The sequence below is a fragment of the Streptomyces sp. NPDC042102 genome (assembly GCF_055582305.1).
Map to the genome: position 1 here is coordinate 1 of NZ_JBVJDL010000018.1, position 17,069 is coordinate 17,069.

18 protein-coding genes and 1 pseudogene are annotated in these 17,069 nt (G+C 69.3%); 8 read left to right on the forward strand and 11 right to left on the reverse strand.

Translation table 11 applies throughout. The features are described 5' to 3' along the window. Window positions 1-402: 402 nt before the first annotated feature. The 3 genes from ACZ6KO_RS33345 to ACZ6KO_RS33355 all read right to left on the reverse strand — a co-directional run bounded on the left by ACZ6KO_RS33345 (window position 403) and on the right by ACZ6KO_RS33355 (window position 5,223). The gene (locus tag ACZ6KO_RS33345; RefSeq protein WP_469307717.1) at window positions 403-1,017 is read right to left on the reverse strand and encodes a hypothetical protein; all 615 of its coding nucleotides are present in this window, start codon (window positions 1,015-1,017) and stop codon (window positions 403-405) included. Between the two features lie 1,219 nt (window positions 1,018-2,236). Continuing rightward, window positions 2,237-2,680: a hypothetical protein gene (locus tag ACZ6KO_RS33350; RefSeq protein WP_469307718.1), complete on the reverse strand. Its 444-nt coding sequence runs from the start codon at window positions 2,678-2,680 to the stop codon at window positions 2,237-2,239. Window positions 2,681-4,278: 1,598 nt separating this feature from the next. Continuing rightward, window positions 4,279-5,223, reverse strand: coding sequence for a LysR family transcriptional regulator (locus ACZ6KO_RS33355; protein ID WP_469307719.1), 945 nt, complete (start codon window positions 5,221-5,223; stop codon window positions 4,279-4,281). Window positions 5,224-5,337: 114 nt separating this feature from the next. On the opposite strand from ACZ6KO_RS33355, the gene ACZ6KO_RS33360 reads away from it, so the two are divergent. Continuing rightward, entirely contained in the window at window positions 5,338-6,150 is an 813-nt protein-coding gene (locus ACZ6KO_RS33360) for an inositol monophosphatase family protein (RefSeq protein WP_469307720.1), read from the forward strand. A 48-nt stretch (window positions 6,151-6,198) separates the two neighbouring features. Beyond that, entirely contained in the window at window positions 6,199-6,843 is a 645-nt protein-coding gene (locus ACZ6KO_RS33365) for an NADPH-dependent F420 reductase (protein ID WP_469307721.1), read from the forward strand. A 47-nt stretch (window positions 6,844-6,890) separates the two neighbouring features. Here the strand turns inward: ACZ6KO_RS33365 and ACZ6KO_RS33370 are convergent, their stop codons facing one another. The 3 genes from ACZ6KO_RS33370 to ACZ6KO_RS33380 all read right to left on the reverse strand — a co-directional run bounded on the left by ACZ6KO_RS33370 (window position 6,891) and on the right by ACZ6KO_RS33380 (window position 8,995). Continuing rightward, complete coding sequence (locus ACZ6KO_RS33370; RefSeq protein WP_469307722.1) at window positions 6,891-7,547, reverse strand: class I SAM-dependent methyltransferase; 657 nt, start codon at window positions 7,545-7,547, stop codon at window positions 6,891-6,893. A 62-nt stretch (window positions 7,548-7,609) separates the two neighbouring features. Beyond that, window positions 7,610-8,083, reverse strand: coding sequence for a nuclear transport factor 2 family protein (locus ACZ6KO_RS33375; protein WP_469307723.1), 474 nt, complete (start codon window positions 8,081-8,083; stop codon window positions 7,610-7,612). Between the two features lie 12 nt (window positions 8,084-8,095). Continuing rightward, window positions 8,096-8,995, reverse strand: a complete 900-nt coding sequence (locus ACZ6KO_RS33380; RefSeq protein WP_469307724.1) for an MBL fold metallo-hydrolase — start codon at window positions 8,993-8,995, stop codon at window positions 8,096-8,098. A gap of 225 nt (window positions 8,996-9,220) precedes the next feature. Here ACZ6KO_RS33380 and ACZ6KO_RS33385 point away from each other — a divergent pair, with 225 nt between their 5' ends. Both ACZ6KO_RS33385 and ACZ6KO_RS33390 read left to right on the forward strand, forming a co-directional pair. Then, complete coding sequence (locus ACZ6KO_RS33385) at window positions 9,221-9,388, forward strand: hypothetical protein (protein ID WP_469307725.1); 168 nt, start codon at window positions 9,221-9,223, stop codon at window positions 9,386-9,388. Beyond that, window positions 9,342-10,630: pseudogene (locus tag ACZ6KO_RS33390) on the forward strand (amidase); the annotation flags it as partial. The gene ACZ6KO_RS33385 and the pseudogene ACZ6KO_RS33390, both read left to right, overlap by 47 nt. Before the next feature lie 43 nt (window positions 10,631-10,673). Here ACZ6KO_RS33390 and ACZ6KO_RS33395 read toward each other — a convergent pair. Then, window positions 10,674-11,312, reverse strand: coding sequence for a PadR family transcriptional regulator (locus ACZ6KO_RS33395; protein WP_469307726.1), 639 nt, complete (start codon window positions 11,310-11,312; stop codon window positions 10,674-10,676). A 149-nt stretch (window positions 11,313-11,461) separates the two neighbouring features. Here ACZ6KO_RS33395 and ACZ6KO_RS33400 point away from each other — a divergent pair, with 149 nt between their 5' ends. The 4 genes from ACZ6KO_RS33400 to ACZ6KO_RS33415 are packed head-to-tail and all read left to right on the forward strand — an operon-like array spanning window position 11,462 to window position 14,740. Next, window positions 11,462-12,400, forward strand: a complete 939-nt coding sequence (locus tag ACZ6KO_RS33400; protein WP_469307727.1) for an ATP-binding cassette domain-containing protein — start codon at window positions 11,462-11,464, stop codon at window positions 12,398-12,400. Continuing rightward, complete coding sequence (locus tag ACZ6KO_RS33405) at window positions 12,397-13,206, forward strand: ABC transporter permease (RefSeq protein ID WP_469307728.1); 810 nt, start codon at window positions 12,397-12,399, stop codon at window positions 13,204-13,206. The genes ACZ6KO_RS33400 and ACZ6KO_RS33405 overlap by 4 nt, the downstream gene beginning before the upstream one ends. 23 nt (window positions 13,207-13,229) lie before the next feature. Beyond that, on the forward strand, window positions 13,230-13,979 hold the full coding sequence (locus ACZ6KO_RS33410) for a DUF5701 family protein (RefSeq protein WP_469307729.1): 750 nt from the start codon (window positions 13,230-13,232) through the stop codon (window positions 13,977-13,979). Continuing rightward, complete coding sequence (locus ACZ6KO_RS33415; RefSeq protein ID WP_469307730.1) at window positions 13,976-14,740, forward strand: hypothetical protein; 765 nt, start codon at window positions 13,976-13,978, stop codon at window positions 14,738-14,740. Before ACZ6KO_RS33410 ends, ACZ6KO_RS33415 begins: the two co-directional genes overlap by 4 nt. A 16-nt stretch (window positions 14,741-14,756) precedes the next feature. On the opposite strand, the gene ACZ6KO_RS33420 is transcribed toward ACZ6KO_RS33415, so the two are convergent. The 4 genes from ACZ6KO_RS33420 to ACZ6KO_RS33435 all read right to left on the reverse strand — a co-directional run bounded on the left by ACZ6KO_RS33420 (window position 14,757) and on the right by ACZ6KO_RS33435 (window position 17,011). Next, window positions 14,757-15,755 (reverse strand): DUF1648 domain-containing protein, encoded by a 999-nt coding sequence (locus ACZ6KO_RS33420; RefSeq protein ID WP_469307731.1) that lies wholly within the window; start codon window positions 15,753-15,755, stop codon window positions 14,757-14,759. Beyond that, on the reverse strand, window positions 15,752-16,099 hold the full coding sequence (locus tag ACZ6KO_RS33425) for a GntR family transcriptional regulator (protein WP_469307732.1): 348 nt from the start codon (window positions 16,097-16,099) through the stop codon (window positions 15,752-15,754). Before ACZ6KO_RS33425 ends, ACZ6KO_RS33420 begins: the two co-directional genes overlap by 4 nt. A gap of 69 nt (window positions 16,100-16,168) precedes the next feature. After that, on the reverse strand, window positions 16,169-16,684 hold the full coding sequence (locus ACZ6KO_RS33430) for a carboxymuconolactone decarboxylase family protein (RefSeq protein ID WP_469307733.1): 516 nt from the start codon (window positions 16,682-16,684) through the stop codon (window positions 16,169-16,171). Between the two features lie 108 nt (window positions 16,685-16,792). Then, window positions 16,793-17,011, reverse strand: a complete 219-nt coding sequence (locus ACZ6KO_RS33435) for a DUF4287 domain-containing protein (RefSeq protein WP_469307734.1) — start codon at window positions 17,009-17,011, stop codon at window positions 16,793-16,795. Window positions 17,012-17,069 lie beyond the last annotated feature (58 nt).

Here is a 17,069-nt window from a genome sequence, read left to right on the forward strand (position 1 = left end):
AACCGCCCTCCGCTTCGCTTCGGGCGTGGCCCCTTCGGGGCCAGCTCCTTCCGCTTCGCTCCAGGAGCGCGCTCGGCTTCGCCGAGCTAGAACCGGCCCTTCGGGCCGGGGTCCTGCGCTTCGCTCCGGACCTGTTCGGCTTTCGCTTCGCTCCAGCCGAACGGCCTGCTTCGCAGGCCTGGGTGACCCCGTTTCACGGGGTCCGGGCCTTCGGCCCGTTGGGCGGTTCCGCTCCGCTTCCCCGCCCGGAGTCTTCCGGCTCCGCCTCCAGGAGGAGCCTTACTCCCCCGGGGCGGCTGGCAGCAGGGGTGACGCAGAGGTCGCCCGCACTCTCCTGCACAGGGCTCAGACCCGAGATCCGCCACAGTCACATTCGCAGGGCTGGGGGGCTGAGTTGGTCTCCTAATCCGTGTCCCTCCGGAAGCAGCTGGAAGAGGCGAACTTAGGGAGGTCGTTGCGGAAGAAACGAATCGTCTGATCGGGCGGCTGTGGATTTGTCAGCTCATTGACCGCTGCCTCGGAAATAATCAGACAGAACTTCTTGGTCAAGGGATTTTGGGTACCTGAACGAGTGAGCTCCAGAGAACCTTCGTACTGGCCCGCCTGGTACATCCAATTATTGGCCCGGAACTCGAATGACGGCTGTTGAGGTTTATCCTGGCTGACAATAAAGGGGGCTGGATCGCCACTCCAGCGGTTGTTGACCGTATCCGTGGATGGGTCGTAATACCATACGACGCTCTCTCTCCAGTAGAAGACCGGATGCTTCGAACGAGAGATAGAGGCAGTTGGAGTGAGTTGTAGGCGCGCGTCACGGATTACTTCGACATCCTCGCTCTTGACCCTGGTGGATACTGTCGGCTGAACGTAGAACCGCACGTCACTTCCGAGCTTTTCGAGACGCAAGAGGTGAGGAAGCGCCAGATCGACGTCCGGCTGACGCTGCAGCTCGGCGAAATTGAAGAAGGAAATAGCCAGGGCGACGACAGCTGTAGCCGTAGCAGACCACTTGTGCACGGCCTCGAATCGTTTCCTCCTACGAGACCTCGTCGGCCTCCCCACAGCATCTTCCATTCCCTCACTCTGCCCGGAGGGCGCAGAATTTAGCCTGCTCCGTTACTCCGGATGGTCGGCGACCCACGTCCGACCGTCGATCTGGCTTGTCCGGTGGCGGCATCCTCGCCGCCACCTCTGCCGCTGGGATTCCGCCTTGCCGCCCCCGCAGGCACTGGGCCGGTGCCGTGCTCCCAGTAGAGGTGTCGGGCACCAGGTGGACTAGTGACGACCACCGCCAGATGACGCCGCACCGGAACAGCGCCCCGACGGCGCGTCGCGTGAAGCCCGCCCCGCCGGAGCTGCCATCGGACCCCGGCTCCCGAGGGCGGGTCCGTCTCTAACTTTGCTTCATTCTCAACGCCAGATGCACTCTGGGATCTAGGCACCTCTGGGCCCAGGTGTCGTCGATCAGTGAACTGCGCAGTGCTCAACCAACCTGCGCAACCAGGCCCCAAGCTGGGTGCGACACCACGTCTCCCTGTCCAGCTCAACTCATCTCGGTGACACCACTTGCACCGCATCGCACTGCCCCATGAGCCGCCCCTCGCCAGCCTGACCAGCCCAAACCGAACACTGCCCGAAAGGACACCCGCTGCGCCCCGCTGGACGACCACCCGCGGTGTCGCAAGTCATCGCACCCGAGCCTGCACCAAACCGCGCCGGCGGCCCCAACCGGGTCGGCGCTGATCCGCTCCAGCTCGGTGACCACCACCGACACCGCCTGGCATTAGTCGACAGCCGTGATGCCTGCGCCCCCGGCCCGGGTTAGGGGGTGCCTGCGAGATACACGCGGGCGGCGTGCTCCAGGTAGCCGGATCCGGCTACCTCGGCCTCGGCCGACTCGTCCTCCCGCCCGACAACCTGCTCTGGAGCAGGACACGCACCAAGCAACAACGCCCCCGACACCACTGCCTATAGACGGGCCGTTATACCTGTACAAAAGATCAGCACACCTACGCACATACGGACAACCCGACCAAGCCGAGAAAACCCCAGGCAGCCGCCACCCGGTAGCCACCAGGCCCCCAACGGGCACCCCGACGACCACAACAGACACCCACCACACCCACACACCAGCCAACCAACCTGAACACACCCAGGTCAGCGCACCCACCCAGCCACTACATCAATGGCCCGTCATAATTGACGGCCGCCCGTGCCATCGAGCGAGTCGAGGCTGTCACTGGAGCACGGAGGCCGCATCGTCGCTCTGAGCCTGGTAGACAGTCACGATCGAGGCAACAGCGTCGACTTCGAGTGGCCCGGTGATCCTCAACCAGACCAGCTCGGGCAGGTCGTCGGAGCGGTCCAGTCGGCCGACGGCCTCTGCAGGCCAGGGCGACGGCAACGCCGGCAGATGGATCAGGGAAATCTCGTCGATGAAGATGGGGGCCAGCCCGGGTTCCCACGGACGGACCGAGTGGAGATTGGACAGCGAGATCACCACATCCGGCTTCTGCGGCCCCTCACGCAGCCACACGTCCAGCACGTTGTCCTTGCGGTTTTCGTTGGACTCGACCAACGAGATGCGATCGATGGAGTAGTTGGTGCAGGACTCCAGCGTCAGCGCCGCGTTGGTACACCGGTTCTTGAAGGCATTGCCTGCCCTGTGTTCGTCGGCCACAGCACGAGACTACGGGGAGCGGAACAGCCCATGCATGCGTCGCTCAGGAACTGGGGAAACAGGGGACGGCTCCGATGCCCAGCGTGGAGATTGAAAGCCTGCGCAGACCGTAGTCGGGCGGCAGCCATCCCTTCTTCCTCCTGCCGATGGTCTCCTGGGGGTGGGGCGGCAGGTACGGGCACCCGTACCTCGCTCAGGGCCAGGCGCAACCCACGGGCGCCGGTGGTGGACCATGCACACAGGACGGTCTTCTCCGACGGTTTCGGAGCCGGTTTCGATGTCTTCCGGGGCCGGCGGGGCTTGGGGCGCGGCGGCTGGGGTGGACGTAGCCTGCAGCGCTCGGCGAAGGCGGTCGAGGACGGCAGGCCGGCGTTGTCCAACGGATCGGGGAAAAAGAGGGGCCGTTGGTGCCCGCCTCGACCCTCCAGAGGAAGGCTGGGGCTTGCAGCCCAGGCGGGGACGTGGTGGGTCATACAGGCCCGGCGAAGCCCATGGTCATGGGCCTTGACGGCCGCACCGTCCGAAGCCAGATCGTGGACGTGGACGGTATCGAAGACGTCCCTGCTCCGGTGAGCGCTGCTCCCAACCAATCCCGACTGAGGTTTCGCGCGGTGCGCGGGACGCATGGTCATGCGGGAACCGAAGTCCTCGTTGTGGCGGCGGGAGTTCCGGTTGCACGAGGACGAACGAAGGGCGGAAACTTGAAGCAGGGGAACGGCATTCGGACATGCCTCTCAGCCCGCTACCGGTGATCGCTGGCGAACCCGCCTCGCTTCGAGCCCGCGGCTTCACGGCCCCTGTGCGGGGCTGCCAACTCGCCAACAGTTTACTTACCCCTACCTCTCAGGGTCGGGCAGATTTCGTTGCAGCTGGCGTCAAGGGGAATGTAATGAACCTTAGGCGATCCCTCGCAGTACTGGGCACCCCCCTCCTCGTATCCCTGGTGATCCCTCCCGCCGCATCCGTAAGCCATTCGGTGCCGCGCACCTCGGAGGTAGCAGTAGCACCAGAGTTGGAACCTTGCGTGGATCCTCGGCTCACTGACTCGTGGGTGCAGACACGGCGCGGCCCGTGGGGGTAGTGCAGGAGATCGCGACGGCGCAGCATGTGCGCCGGCCAACCCCATCCCGGGATTGCGGCCTCCTGGAGGCAGTGACTACGCAAGGGGCTACATACAGCAATATCGATACAGCTACACGAAGGCATACGAACGGGCATATTCTCCGGAGAAATGCAACTACAAGAACCCTCCAGCCAGTCAGTCCGACTATGACAGGGGATTTGCTGCGGGTCGCGAAGCAGGCAGTCAACGCACCGATAATTGCCCCACGCCCGGAAGGTTCATCGGGGCCAGATCGCAGGAATACAGGCGAGGCTGGGCGGCTGGTTGGGCCTCCGCCATAGTCTGTGTTCGCTGACCTAGGGCACGCACGCTCGCGGCGTGCTTCGCCAGCCTTTCTACCGGGTCGTTCCCGCGCCTGGGGCATCACCGGCGTCAAAGAAAGTGGCCCGCGCTCTCGGCGGGCGTTGGGAGCGGACAGGTGACGTTCACCAGAACGGGAGTCGGCTGCCGCAGGTCTGCCCGCCCGGCGTATCCGTCACTGCCCGGTCCGGTTGGTGAGGGGCTGTTGGGAGGCGGTCGGAGGGGTGAATAGTGCCTGGACCGCTTCGGTGGCCAGGTCTCGCAGCCAGGTGTGGGCGCGGTCGTCGTCGTAGCGCCGGTGCCACAGCAGGTACAGGGGGGCATCGGGCAGCGGGAGTGGCGGTGGCAGTACGGCGAGGCCGAGTCGTTCCCGGGCTGCGCGGGTGACCGCGTCGGGGAGGGTGACGACCAGGTCGGTGTCGAGGGCGAGTTGCAGTGCGAAGGCGGCGGTGGGCCCGGCGGCGACGACGCGTCGTTCGAGGCCGCGGGTGGTCAGGGCGTCGTCGATCGGGTCGCCCAGGCTTCCGCGTCGCGAAACGGTGACGTGTTCGGCGGCTGCGTAGCGCTCGATGCTCAGCGGGCCTTCGGTGAGGGGGTGCCCCGGTCGGACGGCGACGACCAGCCGGTCGCTGCCGACGAGGCGGTGGCGGATGTCGGGGAGCGTCGGAGCGCTGGAGCTCGATTCGAGGTCGACCTCGCCCCGGCGCAGCTCGGCGTCGTCCGTCCCGGGTTCGGCCGACAGGCGCAGCCGGACACCGGGGGCCTGGCGGTGGACGGCGGTGATCAGGGCGGTGCCGCAGGCGGCGGTCAGGGCGTCGTGCCAGCGCACGGTGAACACCCGGTCCAGAGCTGCCAGGTCGAGTTCCTGCTGCGCGGACAGAAGGTGGTGGGCCTGCTGTACGAGGGCGTGCACCTGGGCGCGCATGGCCAGTGCGCGGGTGGTGGGAACCATGCTGCGGCCGGTGCGGACCAGGATCTGGTCACCGGTGGCCTTGCGGATGCGGCCCAGGGAGCGGCTCATCGCCGGTGCGGTGACGTGGAGGCGTGCTGCGGCGCCGGCGACGCTGCCCTCTTCCAGCAGTGCGTCCAGGGCCGTGAGCAGGTTCAGATCCAGTTGCATGCCGGTCACTATATGAGTGAATAGCATGCACTTGTTGGTAATGATCGGGGGGCCTACCTTCGAAGTACGGGGGCGAGACAGACCGCCCGCACACATCGAACTCAGGGGCCCACCATGAGCACAGCCATGCCTTTTGCCGCCGGCACGACGCTCCTGTCCGAGGTGACCGCCGCGGTGGAGACCGCCGGCGTCACTCTGCGCGACCGTCACACCCTGCACGCCCGGGGCGTGGGTATGGACGAGGTCGTCGCTGAGATCCACGCCAACGACGACGCGGTGCTGGACGTGCTGCGGGAGCCGCTGCTGCGGGCCCGGCGGGGATCGCAGTGGGCCGAGGACGAGCTGGCCGGCGGTGCGCTCCCGCCCGGGGAGTGGTGGGTCGTCGACCCCGCCGAGGGCAACATCAACCACGTTCACGGCATGGACGACTGGGCCGTGACCGCCACCCTGGTCCGCGACAACCAGCCGGTGCTCACCGTCGTCCACCTGCCACTGACCGGCGACACCTACACCGCTGTCGCCGGCGGCGGTGCCCACCTGAACGGCCGGTCCCTGAAGGTGTCCGCCAAGACCGATCTGGGCGCCGCGCTCGTCGGCACCGGCCAGGCCAGGCCCGGCGAGGACGAGCGCACCTTCCGGCGGATCGGTGACTCGGTCACCGCCATGCTCATCAACGGCCTGGTCGTACGCGTATCCGTTCCTGCCACGATGCAGCTCATCCACGTCGCGGCCGGACGCACGGACGCCTTCTGGCAGTTCTCCGACGTCCGCTCCGGTCTGGTCGCCGGTGCGCTGCTGGTCTCCGAGGCCGGAGGCGCCGTCACCGACCTGGCGGGCGAGCCCTGGAACACGGGCAGCCGCGACTTCCTGGCCGCCGCCCCCGGCATCCACACCGCCGCCCTCGAGGTCCTGTCGCCGATCGCCTGACCGGACACCTCCGCTCCACCCACCTCACACCGCAAGGAGCATCACCTCATGACCAGCATCGGCATCCTGGGCGCGGGCCGCGTCGGAGCCAACCTCGCCGGCAAGCTCTCCGCAGCCGGACACCGTGTCATCCTCGGTGTCCGGAACCCGGAAGAGTCCGCAGGCCTTGCCGCCGGCATCGCCCCGCATATCGCCTTCGCCGACCAGCGCACCACCGCCCGCACCGCGGACATCGTGATCAACGCGACGCCCGGCGACACCTCCCTGGATCGCCTGGCCGGCCTGCGCACCGAGCTCTCCGGAAAACTCCTCGTCGATGTCTCCAACGCCACCCGCGACGCCGATGACGGCCTGCCCGGCGACCTCTGCTATCCCGGCAGCAGCCTCGCCGAGCAACTCCAGGCCGCCCTCCCCGGCACCCATGTGGTCAAGACCCTCAACACCATGCTGTTCATGGTCATGACCGCTCCCGAAACCCTGGCCACCCCACCGACCGTCTACCTCTCAGGCGATGACCAGAACGCGAAGAACACCGTCACCGGCCTGCTCGGCGACCTGGGCTGGCAGCCCGCATGGATCGAGGACCTCGGCGGCATCAGCACAGCCCGCGCCACCGAGGCCATGATCCTCGTGGTTCCCCACATCCTGCGCCGACACGGCTTCAAGCCCTTCGCCGTCTCCCTCGCCCGCTGACCCATCAAGACCGGGTTCAGACCAGCCCACTCGCCATCACCTGACGGTCACACGTCGGCGATCAGGGCATAGCGTTCGTCGTCCACCTCGCCGCCCCACAAGTCCGGATCGCCGCTGAGTGGTTCGACGCGCACGTCGGAAACGAGCGCGTCGACGGCCGATGCCAGGTCCTTCGCGCTGACTCCGCCGTTCCACGGCAGAGATTCGGCGCCGGCCACGTACGGCACAGCGGTCTGGCCTGCCTCCCGCCACCGTCCTTCCACCAGTACCAGCCGCCCTCCCGGCCGCACGCGTGTCACCCATTCACGCAACGCGGCCTCCGGATCCGGCAATGTCCACACCAGATGCCGTGACAGCACGACATCGAATTTTTGTGCTGCTGTCGGGGGCGTCATGGCGTCACCGACCAGAAAGCGGCCTTCCAGACCAGCGAGGCTGAACTTCGTGCGCGCCTGCTCAATCATGCGCGGGGCGAGGTCGACCCCGGTGACCCGGTGTCCTGCCTCGGCCAACAGCAAGGACACAGAGCCCGTACCGCAGCCGACGTCGAGAACGTCGACGGGACCGGACGGCACCCAGGAACGCGTGAGCCGGGCCCACGCGGCACGCGTCCGGTCGGCCCGAAGCCCGTGGTCGGGCTCGTCATCGAAGGCCGCCGCTGCGGCGTCCCAGTAGGCAGTGATCAAAGCAGTCCGGTCGGTCATGTCCCGATGGTCCCAGCCGCCGGTGACAAGGGGTGTTCCACTTCTCGCCGGCATAGGGAGGATCATGACTGGCCAGGTCCGTCGAGGCGCTCCGTGGGGCCGGCGAAGGAGAGGAACAGGGTTCGTGTGGTGAGCAGCCAGGTGCCGGCTGTTCTGCGGAACGTGTCTTCGTAGTGCCCCACCTGAACCGGGGGCCGGGGCGGCACGAAGCCTTCGGTGTAGCCGTCGACGCGGTAGGTGGTGAAGTAGGTGGTGGCGGTGGCCGTGTTCGCAGAAGTGACGGTCACCAGAATGTTGGTGCATATACGGCGTGACAGCCGGTCCGCGGGCCGACTGCCGAAGTAGGTGCGCAGGGCCTCGTGACCCGCGATGCGGCGATCGCCGGCGGGCCATTCCCAGACCCCGTCCTGTGTGAACAGGTCCGCCACCGAGCTCGGGTCCCCGAGGTCGAGCCGGTGGACGAACTCGACGATCAGCCGTTCGCAGGAGCGCTCTGCGAGCAGGCGCTCCATCGGGTCAAGAGGGTGAGTATTCATGATCAACTCATATCAGCACGCTCTCCCGCGCGCGAGGCGGTACGTGCCCTCGTGGGTGATGACGCGGCCGGCGGTGGGGGGCGCGAAGTGGGTGCCCAGGATGAGGGTGTCCGTGTCGGCGAGCGATGCGAGCAGCTTGCGGCGTGAGGCCTCGGACCGCTCGGGCTCGATGTCGACGTAGGCGCCGATGGTGGGGTGGGCGAGCTGGACGGGGTGGTGGATGCAGTCGCCGGTGATCAGTGCGGTGTCTCCGTGGCTGGTCAGCTCAACGGCGACGTGGCCGGGGGTGTGCCCGGGGGTGGGGATCAGTCGCAGGCCCGGGGCGACTTCGACGCCGTCTGCGGGGACGTCGACGAGGTCGAGCAGCCCCGCCTCCTCCACCGGGATCACGGAGTCGCGGAACATCTGCTCGCGCGCCTCCTCCATGTCGTACCCGGCCCAGAACTCCCGCTCGACGCGCGAGGTGATGTAGCGGGCGTTGGGGAAGGTGGGGACCCACTCTCCGTTCACCTCGTGCGTGTTCCAGCCGACGTGGTCGGCGTGCAGGTGGGTGAGGATCACCAGGTCGACGGAGTCCGGGGGGAATCCGGCCGCCGTGAGGCGCTGGAGGTAGTGGGTGTTCAGGTTGTGCCAGGCGGGGTTGGCCCGCTCCTTGCCGTTGCCGATGCCGGTGTCCACCAGGGTGCGCAGGCCGCCGACGGTGAACGCGAAGGTGTGGCTGTCGATGTGCAGGACCCCCTCGTCGTCGGCGAAGTGGGGGCGCAGCCAGGGCTGCCCGGTGACGACGTCCGGGGTGGCGCCGGGCAACAGCCACGGTCCGGTGGCGGGTGGCAGGGGGGCCTCGTCGATGCGATGGATGGTGATGTCGCCCACCGTCCAGTGGGGGGTGGGGTGGGTGGGTGGAGTTTTCATGGGCGGTTCTTCCTTTGGGCTTGTCACGGACGGTTGTGGTGGGCTGTTCTGCGTCTCGACGTGGCGAGTGCTGCCGGGGCCGCGACGGCGAGCAGGGCGGCGGCCATGGCGTAAGAGGCCGCCCCGAAGGCCACACCTCGGCACTAAAAGCCATGAGTTTGCTTTAAGTCACCGTAGGGCCTAGCGTCGACTAACGCAAAGTTTTGGCTTTTGGGAGGGAAATCCGTGTCCTCCGTTGAACTCACCCCGCCGGAAGCGGCCCGCTGGGCCGCCCGCACCGGGCTCGCGCTGCCGGCCGACCGCCACGCCGCGGTCGCGGCCACCGCCAACCACATCCACTCCGTCGAGCCACGTCACCGTCGCCGCCGGGCACGCCCGCCGGGCCGCGCGTGAAGCCGAGGGCGACATCGTGGCCGGCCGCTACCGTGGTCCGCTGCACGGCATCCCGATGGGCCTCAAGGACCTGATCGACGTCGCCGGCGCCGCAACATCGGCCAGCTCCCGTGTCCGGGACGACCACCGCGCGCAGGCCGACAGCACCGTCGCCGCACGCCTGTCGGCGGCCGGGGCCATCCTGGTCGGCAAGACCCACACCCACGAGTTCGCCTACGGGCTGACCACCCCGCAGACCAGCAACGCCTGGGACACCGGCCGGGTCGCCGGCGGCTCCAGCGGCGGATCCGCCGTCGCCGTCGCCGCGGGCACCGCCACCTTCACCCTGGGCACCGACACCGGCGGATCGATCCGGGTGCCCGCCGCGCTGAACGGGGTGGTCGGCTTCAAGCCGACGTACGGCCTCGTCCCCCGCCACGGCATCACGTCCCTGTCCTGGTCACTGGACCACGTGGGCCCGATCACCCGCACCGTCGAGGACGCGGGCCTGGTCCTGACGGCCCTGGCCGGACACGACCCCCGCGATCCCGCCTCGCTGACCGCCCCCGGCACGGACTACCGGCCGGTCGCGGACGCGGATCTGACGGGCCTGCGCGTGGGCGTGCCGCGTACCTACTTCTTCGACCACGTCGACGCGGAGGTGGAGGCCGCCGTGCGGAGCGCGATCGACCAGCTCCGGGCCCTCGGCGCACACCTCGTCGACGTCGAGATCCCCATGACCCGCTACATCCGGGCCACTCAGTGGGGCCTGATGGTGCCCGAGGCGACCGCGTACCACGAGAGCACCCTGCGAACCGTTCCCGAGCTGTACCAGGCCGACGTCCGCGTCTTGCTGGAGGCCGGCGAACTGATGCCCGCCGGGGACTACCTGCGCGCCCAGCGCGCCCGCACCCTCATGCGGCAGGAATGGGCGCGCATGCTGCGGGACGTCGATCTGGTCGCCGCGCCCACCGTCCCGGCGACCGCGGTCGAGGCCGGCCAGGAGACGATCACCTGGGGCGACGGCACGGTCGAGGGTGTCTCCGACGCCTACGTACGCCTTTCAGCCCCTGCCAACATCACCGGGTTGCCGTCCCTGTCGGTACCGGTCGGCCACGATGCGGCGGGTCTGCCGATCGGCATGCAGCTGCTCGGGCGACCGCTCGGAGAGAGCGTGCTCTGCGCGTCGGCCACGCCTACGAGCAGACCCGGTCGTCGACCGGGGGCGCCGGGGCGTCGCACGGAAGGTGGACGGTTCGCTGACAGTTCGCTAGACGCAATGATTTTGCTTTACGGCGGGTGCCTTCTAGCGGGGGTCTTCGGGGTGCGGGCCCGTGGCGTACGGGTTCGGCTCGCCTTCTGCGAGCACGCCCACGAAGGGTTCGCCCTCCCCCGCGAAGGTGTAGGCACCGCCCTCGATGCGTCCGATCAGGCCGTGGGTCCATTGCGCTGCGCTGTCGGCCGAGTGCACCCACATGTTCATGATCTCGCCGATGTGCCCGAGCTGTTCGGGCCCGTTCTCCGGTACGTAGTACTCGGTGACCGAGGCCCGCCACTGCCGGAGCCCCTCGATCCGCTGTTCGAGGAGTGCGACGGCCTCGTCCCGGGGCAGGTCGACGATGAAGCCGATGCCGGCCGAGAGCACGTCCATCTTCTGGTCGTACGAGGTCAGTGCCTGGCGCAGCAGGGTGAAGTACTCCTCGGTGCCCCGGTCGGTGACCTCGTACTCCACGCGGGGCGGGCCGCCGGCGGTGCTCGGTGCGACCTCGTGGGCCAGGAGGAGGCCTTCCTTCGCCATCTGCTTCAGGCCGTGGTAGATCGAGCCCGGCTTGGCGTTGGACCATTCGTGCGCGCCCCAGAACTCCAGGTCGTTGCGCACCTGGTAGCCGTGCGCTCGTCCGTGCTGGCGCACCGCGCCGAGGATCAGCAGCCGGATCGCTGACATGGGCCTCTCCCTTCGAGACGAGCGTGGTCAGCCTACTGTACAAGTTTGACTAGTTGGTTGGCCGCTGCTGTGTAATCAAGTTTGACTACTGGGAGGGAGGGGATTAACTTGGGGGCGTAGTCAAGTTTGACCACTGGCGGGAGGGTGTTGTGTTCGACTCCGATGCGGCGATCGTCGTCGAAGGCCTGCGCAAGAGGTACGGGGACAAGCAGGCCCTCGACGGGCTCGATCTCACGGTCCGGGCCGGGACGGTCCAGGGGATCCTCGGCCCGAACGGCGCGGGCAAGACCACGGCCGTGCGCATCATGTCCACGCTTCTGCGCCCCGATGAGGGACGTGTCGTGGTGGCGGGCGCGGACGTGCGGGCCCGGCCCGACGAGGTGCGCTCGCGGATCGGGCTGCTCGGCCAGAACGCCGCCGTCGACGAGGAACTCAGCGGCCGGCAGAACCTGGAGATGTTCGGACGGCTCTACCGTCTCGGCGCGCGCCGGGCCGGCGCCCGGGCCGATGAGCTCCTGGGCCGGTTCGGGCTCGCGGACGCCGGCAAGAAGGCCGTCGGGCAGTACAGCGGTGGTATGCGGCGGCGGCTCGACCTGGCGGCGTCCCTGATCTCGCGGCCGCAGGTGCTCTTCCTGGACGAGCCCACGACCGGGCTCGACCCCCGCGGCCGTACGGAGGTGTGGAACGCGGTGCGCTCACTGGTGGACGGCGGCACCACCGTCCTGCTGACCACGCAGTACCTGGAGGAGGCCGACCAGCTGGCCGACCGGATCGCGGTGATCGACCGCGGCAGGGTCATCGCGCAGGGCACGGCGGACGAGCTGAAGTCCACGACGGGCGGCGACCGCATCGACGTCGTGCTGCACGACACGGCACACCTGGCGCACGCGGCCTCCCTCCTGCCCGGTGAGGTGGTCGTGGACGAGGACCGGCGGCTGCTGAGCGCCTCGGTCACCGACCGGATGGCCGCGCTGACGGAGACCGTACGGGCGCTGGAGGCGGCCGGTATCGAGGCGCGGGACATCGCGGTACGCCGGCCGACGCTCGACGAAGTCTTCATACATCTGACCAAGGAGGACGCCGCATGAGTACGGCCCACGCCGGCACGGGTTCGCAGCTGAGCTGGGCGGTCGCCGACTCATGGACGATGACCCGGCGCGAGCTGGCGCACTGGGCGCGCCAGCCGGCTCAGGTGGTGGTCGGCCTGGTCTTCCCGGTGATGCTGCTGCTGATGTTCAGCTACCTGATCGGCGGCGGACGGGGCGTCGACGGGGACTTCAAGGACTACCTGGTGCCCGGCATGCTCACCATGACCATGGCCTTCGGTCTCGAGGCGACCATGCAGTCGGTCACCCAGGACCTCGGCAAGGGGGTCATCGACCGGTTCCGCTCGATGCCCATGAACTCCGGCGCGGTCCTGGTCGGCCGGAGCATCGCCGACATGCTGCAGTCGGCGGCCGGACTGGCGGTGATGATCGCGGTCGGATACGCGATCGGCTGGCGCTGGCACAACGGATTCGCCTCCTTCCTGGGGGCGGTGGGACTGCTGTTGCTGCTGCGGTTCTCGATGCTGTGGATCGGTATCCACCTGGCGCTGGTCGCGGGCAAGCCGGAGCTGGTGCAGGCGGTGCAGATCCTGGTCTGGCCGGTCGGCTTCCTCTCCAACGCCATCGCCGCGCCCGCGTCGATGCCGTCGTGGCTGGGAGCGATCGTGGAGTGGAACCCGATGTCGGCGACGGCCACCGCGGTACGCGGTCTGTTCGGCAGCCCGGGCGCGGCGGGCGGCTCGTGGGCCGCGACCCACGCGGAACTCCTCGCGGTGGCCTGGCCGGTGGCCCTGGTCGCGGTGTTCTTCCCACTGGCGGTGAAGCGGTTCCGGGACCTGAGCCGCTGACCGGTCCTGTCTCAGGTCCGACCATGAACCCAAGGAGTACTGTGCCCCTGCACGAGACCGTTTCCGGTGACGACAGCACCGCCCTTCCGCCGCTCGCCGCGCAGGCCGAGCGCCTGATCGAGCTGGGGGTGCCCGAGCTCACCGGGATCTCCGCCGCTGAACTGCGCGCCTTCGCGGACGGCTGCGGTGGCGGTGGCGGTGATGACGTCCTGCTCGCCCTCCACCCGGACCGGGCCCCCGCCTCCGTCCTCACACCGCTGCTCCACCGCGAGGGCAAGCCCGGCTTCGTCGTCACCGACATGCACGACGTCGACCGGTTCGCGCCCCATGAGGTCAACGTGCCCGACGGACCCCTCTACCTCGTGACCGGCCTCGACCGCGGTGACCGCATGGCCAACTGGAGCCCGGACGAGGCACTGCCCGCCCTCATCGGGGAGGGCCGCACCCCGCTCGTCCTCACCGAGGGCATCCACTGGCTGCTCCAGCAGCCCGCCGTGCTGGACCGCAACCACTGCTTCATGACGATCGGCTCGCGGCTTCGCAAGCCCAACGGCGCCCTGGACGCCCGTACCCCGGCGATCTGGATCAGCAACGGCACCGGGCGCGACGGCCGCGAGCGTCGCAACGCACCCAAGGTCGGCTGGTGCTGGTGGAACAACCGCCACACCTGGCTCGGCTTCGCCTCCGCCACGGGCCGTCTGCCGGACGGGCTGCGGCCCGGTGTCACGAAACCGGGAGATCGCACCGGCGGTCCGGGCATGCTGGGTTCATGACTCAGGACGGGCATGCCGCGAGCGGGCCGGCTTCCGGGCGCGACGAGCCCACCACCGCCGAGACGGCCGTTGTGCCGGGTCAGGCGTCGGCACGTGCCGGCGGGGTGGACACCGCGGCCTCGCCCGACGGGGCTGCCGTCGCGGGGGATGCGGGCGCCGCCGAGGGGCCGGGGGCCGGTTCGTACCGCGTCACCGTGCGGGACCTCGGGCGGTTCACGGTTGCCGCCGTCACGGTGGTCGCGGCACTGGCCGGGCTGGTTCTCGGGATCCGCGCCGAGCTGTACGCCGGCCGGGCGGACCAGCGGGCGGAGGCCGCGGAGCGGCGGGCCGCTGCCGAGGAACAGCGGGTGCGCGAGACGCGGGAACAGGAGTTCGCCGCTCTCGTCGACTTCTACTGGATGGGCCCGGAGGTGATCGTGGTCAACGGGAGTTCCCGCGTCATGACGATGCGGCTCACGCTCCCGGCGAGCAAGCTCAGCTGGGAGTTGGACTTCCTTCAGCCGTGCAGGCAGATCGCCGTCCCGAGCCGGACGCTGCTGGATTCCATGGCCGTCAAGGAGCCGTCGGTGCGCCTGGCGGAGGCGGACCTGGCGCAACTCCGGCTGGAGTTCAAGGATCCGATGGACAGGGCATGGATCCGCAGCAGTGGAGGGGCCGTGGCCAAGATGGATGCGTGGGCGCCTTCGGGGAGGCCCGACCTGGTGAGTTCCGAAGCGTGGAACGCGTCCGCGCAGAACTCACCCCAGTGCGGAAAGCCATGACCCGGGCGGGGGCGTCTCATGCGTTCGGCTGCTCCCGTGAGGAGAGGGCGTTGAGGAGGGCCGCGCCGCGTTCGGCGTCGTCGATGCTGACGGCGAACTCGGAGCCCTTGCGGGGGTGGATGACCAGGCACTCGCCGGAGCGGAGCATGACGGTGGTTCCCAGCCCGCTGAGCCGGTAGCCCCAGCCGCCCACCTGCGCGGGCCTGCGGCTCTCCACGCGCGCCGAGACGATGTCACCGGCCGCCCAGCGGCGCGCCGGCCAGCCCAGGAGGCCGAAGGCCACCTCCAGCCCGGCGTCCGTGACGCGCGCCTGGACGGAGGCGAAGGTGAGCAGTCCGAGCGAGGCCAGGGCGAACGGGGTGATCAGCGGCCATGTCACGTCGGTCAGGCCGCCCGCGGCCGCCACCGTGCCGGCCGCGGCCACCAGGCCCGTGAGCGCGCCGATCCGGAGGAGCCAGCGGTTCGACGTGCGGGAGAGCCAGACCCGGCGTTCGCCCGCCGGGATCTCCATGACGTCGCCCGTGGTGGGGTGGGGCGGGGCGAGGGGCGGCGTCGCGCGGCGGCCGGCCAGCCAGCCCAGGACGCCCGCCGCCGCCGCGGCGGCGGCTGCGACCGCCACGGCCGCGCCGACCGGAGCCGCGTCCTGCCAGTCGGTCCGGTCCAGGTTGGCCCGTACGACCGAGACCTGGGCGCCTGTCAGGAACACTCCGCCGGAGAGGAGTGGGACGGCTGCCCAGGCCTCCGAGGGGAATGCTCCGCGTCGGGCGGCGAAGGTGATCGAGAGCGCCAGAACGGCCCAGACCAGCGCCGGGAAGAGCGCCGCCGCCCACAGGGGCGTCGAGCCGTCCGGGGCCGCGCCGCTCCAGTGCGTGGCGAGCGGGTCCGGCAGGCGCCCGCTCGCGGCGGGGGGAAGGGCGGCCAGCACGGCCAGCACCGCGACCACCCAGAGCGCCGCCGCCCGGCGGGGGCCGTTCCTCTGCGTCCCCTTCGTCCTCTTCTTCGTCGGGTCGGTCACGACAGCCCCCTGATCATCTCGATGAGATCGTTCCTGCTGTACCCGAGGTGTGCCGCGTCGGCCACCAGCTGCCGTGCCCGTTCGAGCAGGTGCGACCGCTGGTCGGCGGCCGCGGCGACGGTGACGCCGCGGCCGCGCCGGAACTCCAGTACTCCCTCGTCGCGCAGCGTGCGCAGGCCGCGGAGCACGGTGTTCGCGTTGACCCCGAGCGCCCGGGACAGGTCCCGGGCCGGAGGCAGCCGGTCGCCCGGCACGCATTCGCCCTCGGCGATGGCGCGCCGGATCGCACCCGCCACCTGCTCGTGGAGGGGGCGGCCGTCCGTGGCGTCCAGTCTCAGCAGCATGATGCTAATGGTAATAGCATCATCGGTGTGATGGGCAGCCTCGCCACGGTCGCGGCTCCGGGGTGACCGTCAGCCCCACTGCTGGTCGGCGAGGGAGGCGACCGGCTGGGGCTTGCCGATGACGGCCAGGGCGATGAAGAAGTTGATCTGGCCGATCGCGATGGTGAGGGTGGCCAGCGCCTTCTCGTCGTAGTGCTCGGCCACCTCGGCGTACAGCTCGTCGGTGACGCGCTCCCGGCCGTGCGGGGCGGGCTGGAGGGTGGCCTCCGTCAGGGCGAGCGCGGCGCGTTCGGCGTCGGTGAAGTACGGGGCGTCCTGCCAGGAGGACACGGCGGTGATCCGCTCCTCGCCGACCCCGGCCTTGCGCAGGAAGCCGGTGTTCAGGACCGTCAGGTAGGTGTTGCCCACGATCTGCCCGGCGCGCAGGTGGATGAGGTTCATCGTGGTGCGCGGGACGGAGTGGTTGCCCGTGGCCCGGAAGAAGGCGGCGCTGATGTCGTTCAGCTCGGGCACGAACTCGGCCGGGTTCGGCATCCGGGAGATCGAGGGGGCGGTGGGGGCGGTGGGGGCGGTGTTGTCCGTCATGGCTGCTGTGCTCCTTCGGTCGAGGTCTTCACAGCACTGACGGAGGGGGGCGGGCGAATGTGACAGGAAGCGGGAAAGTTTTTCGGTGAGCTCTCGGCGGGCGGCTCGTCAGGCCTCCTTGCCGCTGTCCTCGGCGCGCGTGTGCGCGACCAGGGCGTTGGCGTGGCCGTGTCCGAGACCGTGCTCGGACCTGAGCCAGGAGACGAGCTCCATGTGCTTGGTCAGGGGCGAGGAGCGGATGAGCTCCTTCCACTCGGCGATCGGGCGGCCGTACTTCTTCTCGATGGAGGGGAAGTAGGAGGCGGGGCCCTGTGCGGTGCCGGTCATGCGGTTCTCCGTTCTTGAGGAATACGGGTGGTCGAGGACGACGGGTGGCGTGGGGTGG

Bases quoted from the DNA above. Each gene is read 5' to 3' on its own strand.
- ACZ6KO_RS33355 (WP_469307719.1), bottom strand. From the start codon at position 5,223: ATGCAACTGGATCTGAACCTGCTCACGGCCCTGGACGCACTGCTGGAA.
- ACZ6KO_RS33360 (WP_469307720.1), top strand. From the start codon at position 5,338: ATGAGCACAGCCATGCCTTTTGCCGCCGGCACGACGCTCCTGTCCGAG.
- ACZ6KO_RS33365 (WP_469307721.1), top strand. From the start codon at position 6,199: ATGACCAGCATCGGCATCCTGGGCGCGGGCCGCGTCGGAGCCAACCTC.
- ACZ6KO_RS33370 (WP_469307722.1), bottom strand. From the start codon at position 7,547: ATGACCGACCGGACTGCTTTGATCACTGCCTACTGGGACGCCGCAGCG.
- ACZ6KO_RS33375 (WP_469307723.1), bottom strand. From the start codon at position 8,083: ATGAATACTCACCCTCTTGACCCGATGGAGCGCCTGCTCGCAGAGCGC.
- ACZ6KO_RS33380 (WP_469307724.1), bottom strand. From the start codon at position 8,995: ATGAAAACTCCACCCACCCACCCCACCCCCCACTGGACGGTGGGCGAC.
- ACZ6KO_RS33395 (WP_469307726.1), bottom strand. From the start codon at position 11,312: ATGTCAGCGATCCGGCTGCTGATCCTCGGCGCGGTGCGCCAGCACGGA.
- ACZ6KO_RS33405 (WP_469307728.1), top strand. From the start codon at position 12,397: ATGAGTACGGCCCACGCCGGCACGGGTTCGCAGCTGAGCTGGGCGGTC.
- ACZ6KO_RS33410 (WP_469307729.1), top strand. From the start codon at position 13,230: ATGAACCCAAGGAGTACTGTGCCCCTGCACGAGACCGTTTCCGGTGAC.
- ACZ6KO_RS33415 (WP_469307730.1), top strand. From the start codon at position 13,976: ATGACTCAGGACGGGCATGCCGCGAGCGGGCCGGCTTCCGGGCGCGAC.
- ACZ6KO_RS33425 (WP_469307732.1), bottom strand. From the start codon at position 16,099: ATGCTGCTGAGACTGGACGCCACGGACGGCCGCCCCCTCCACGAGCAG.
- ACZ6KO_RS33430 (WP_469307733.1), bottom strand. From the start codon at position 16,684: ATGACGGACAACACCGCCCCCACCGCCCCCACCGCCCCCTCGATCTCC.
- ACZ6KO_RS33435 (WP_469307734.1), bottom strand. From the start codon at position 17,011: ATGACCGGCACCGCACAGGGCCCCGCCTCCTACTTCCCCTCCATCGAG.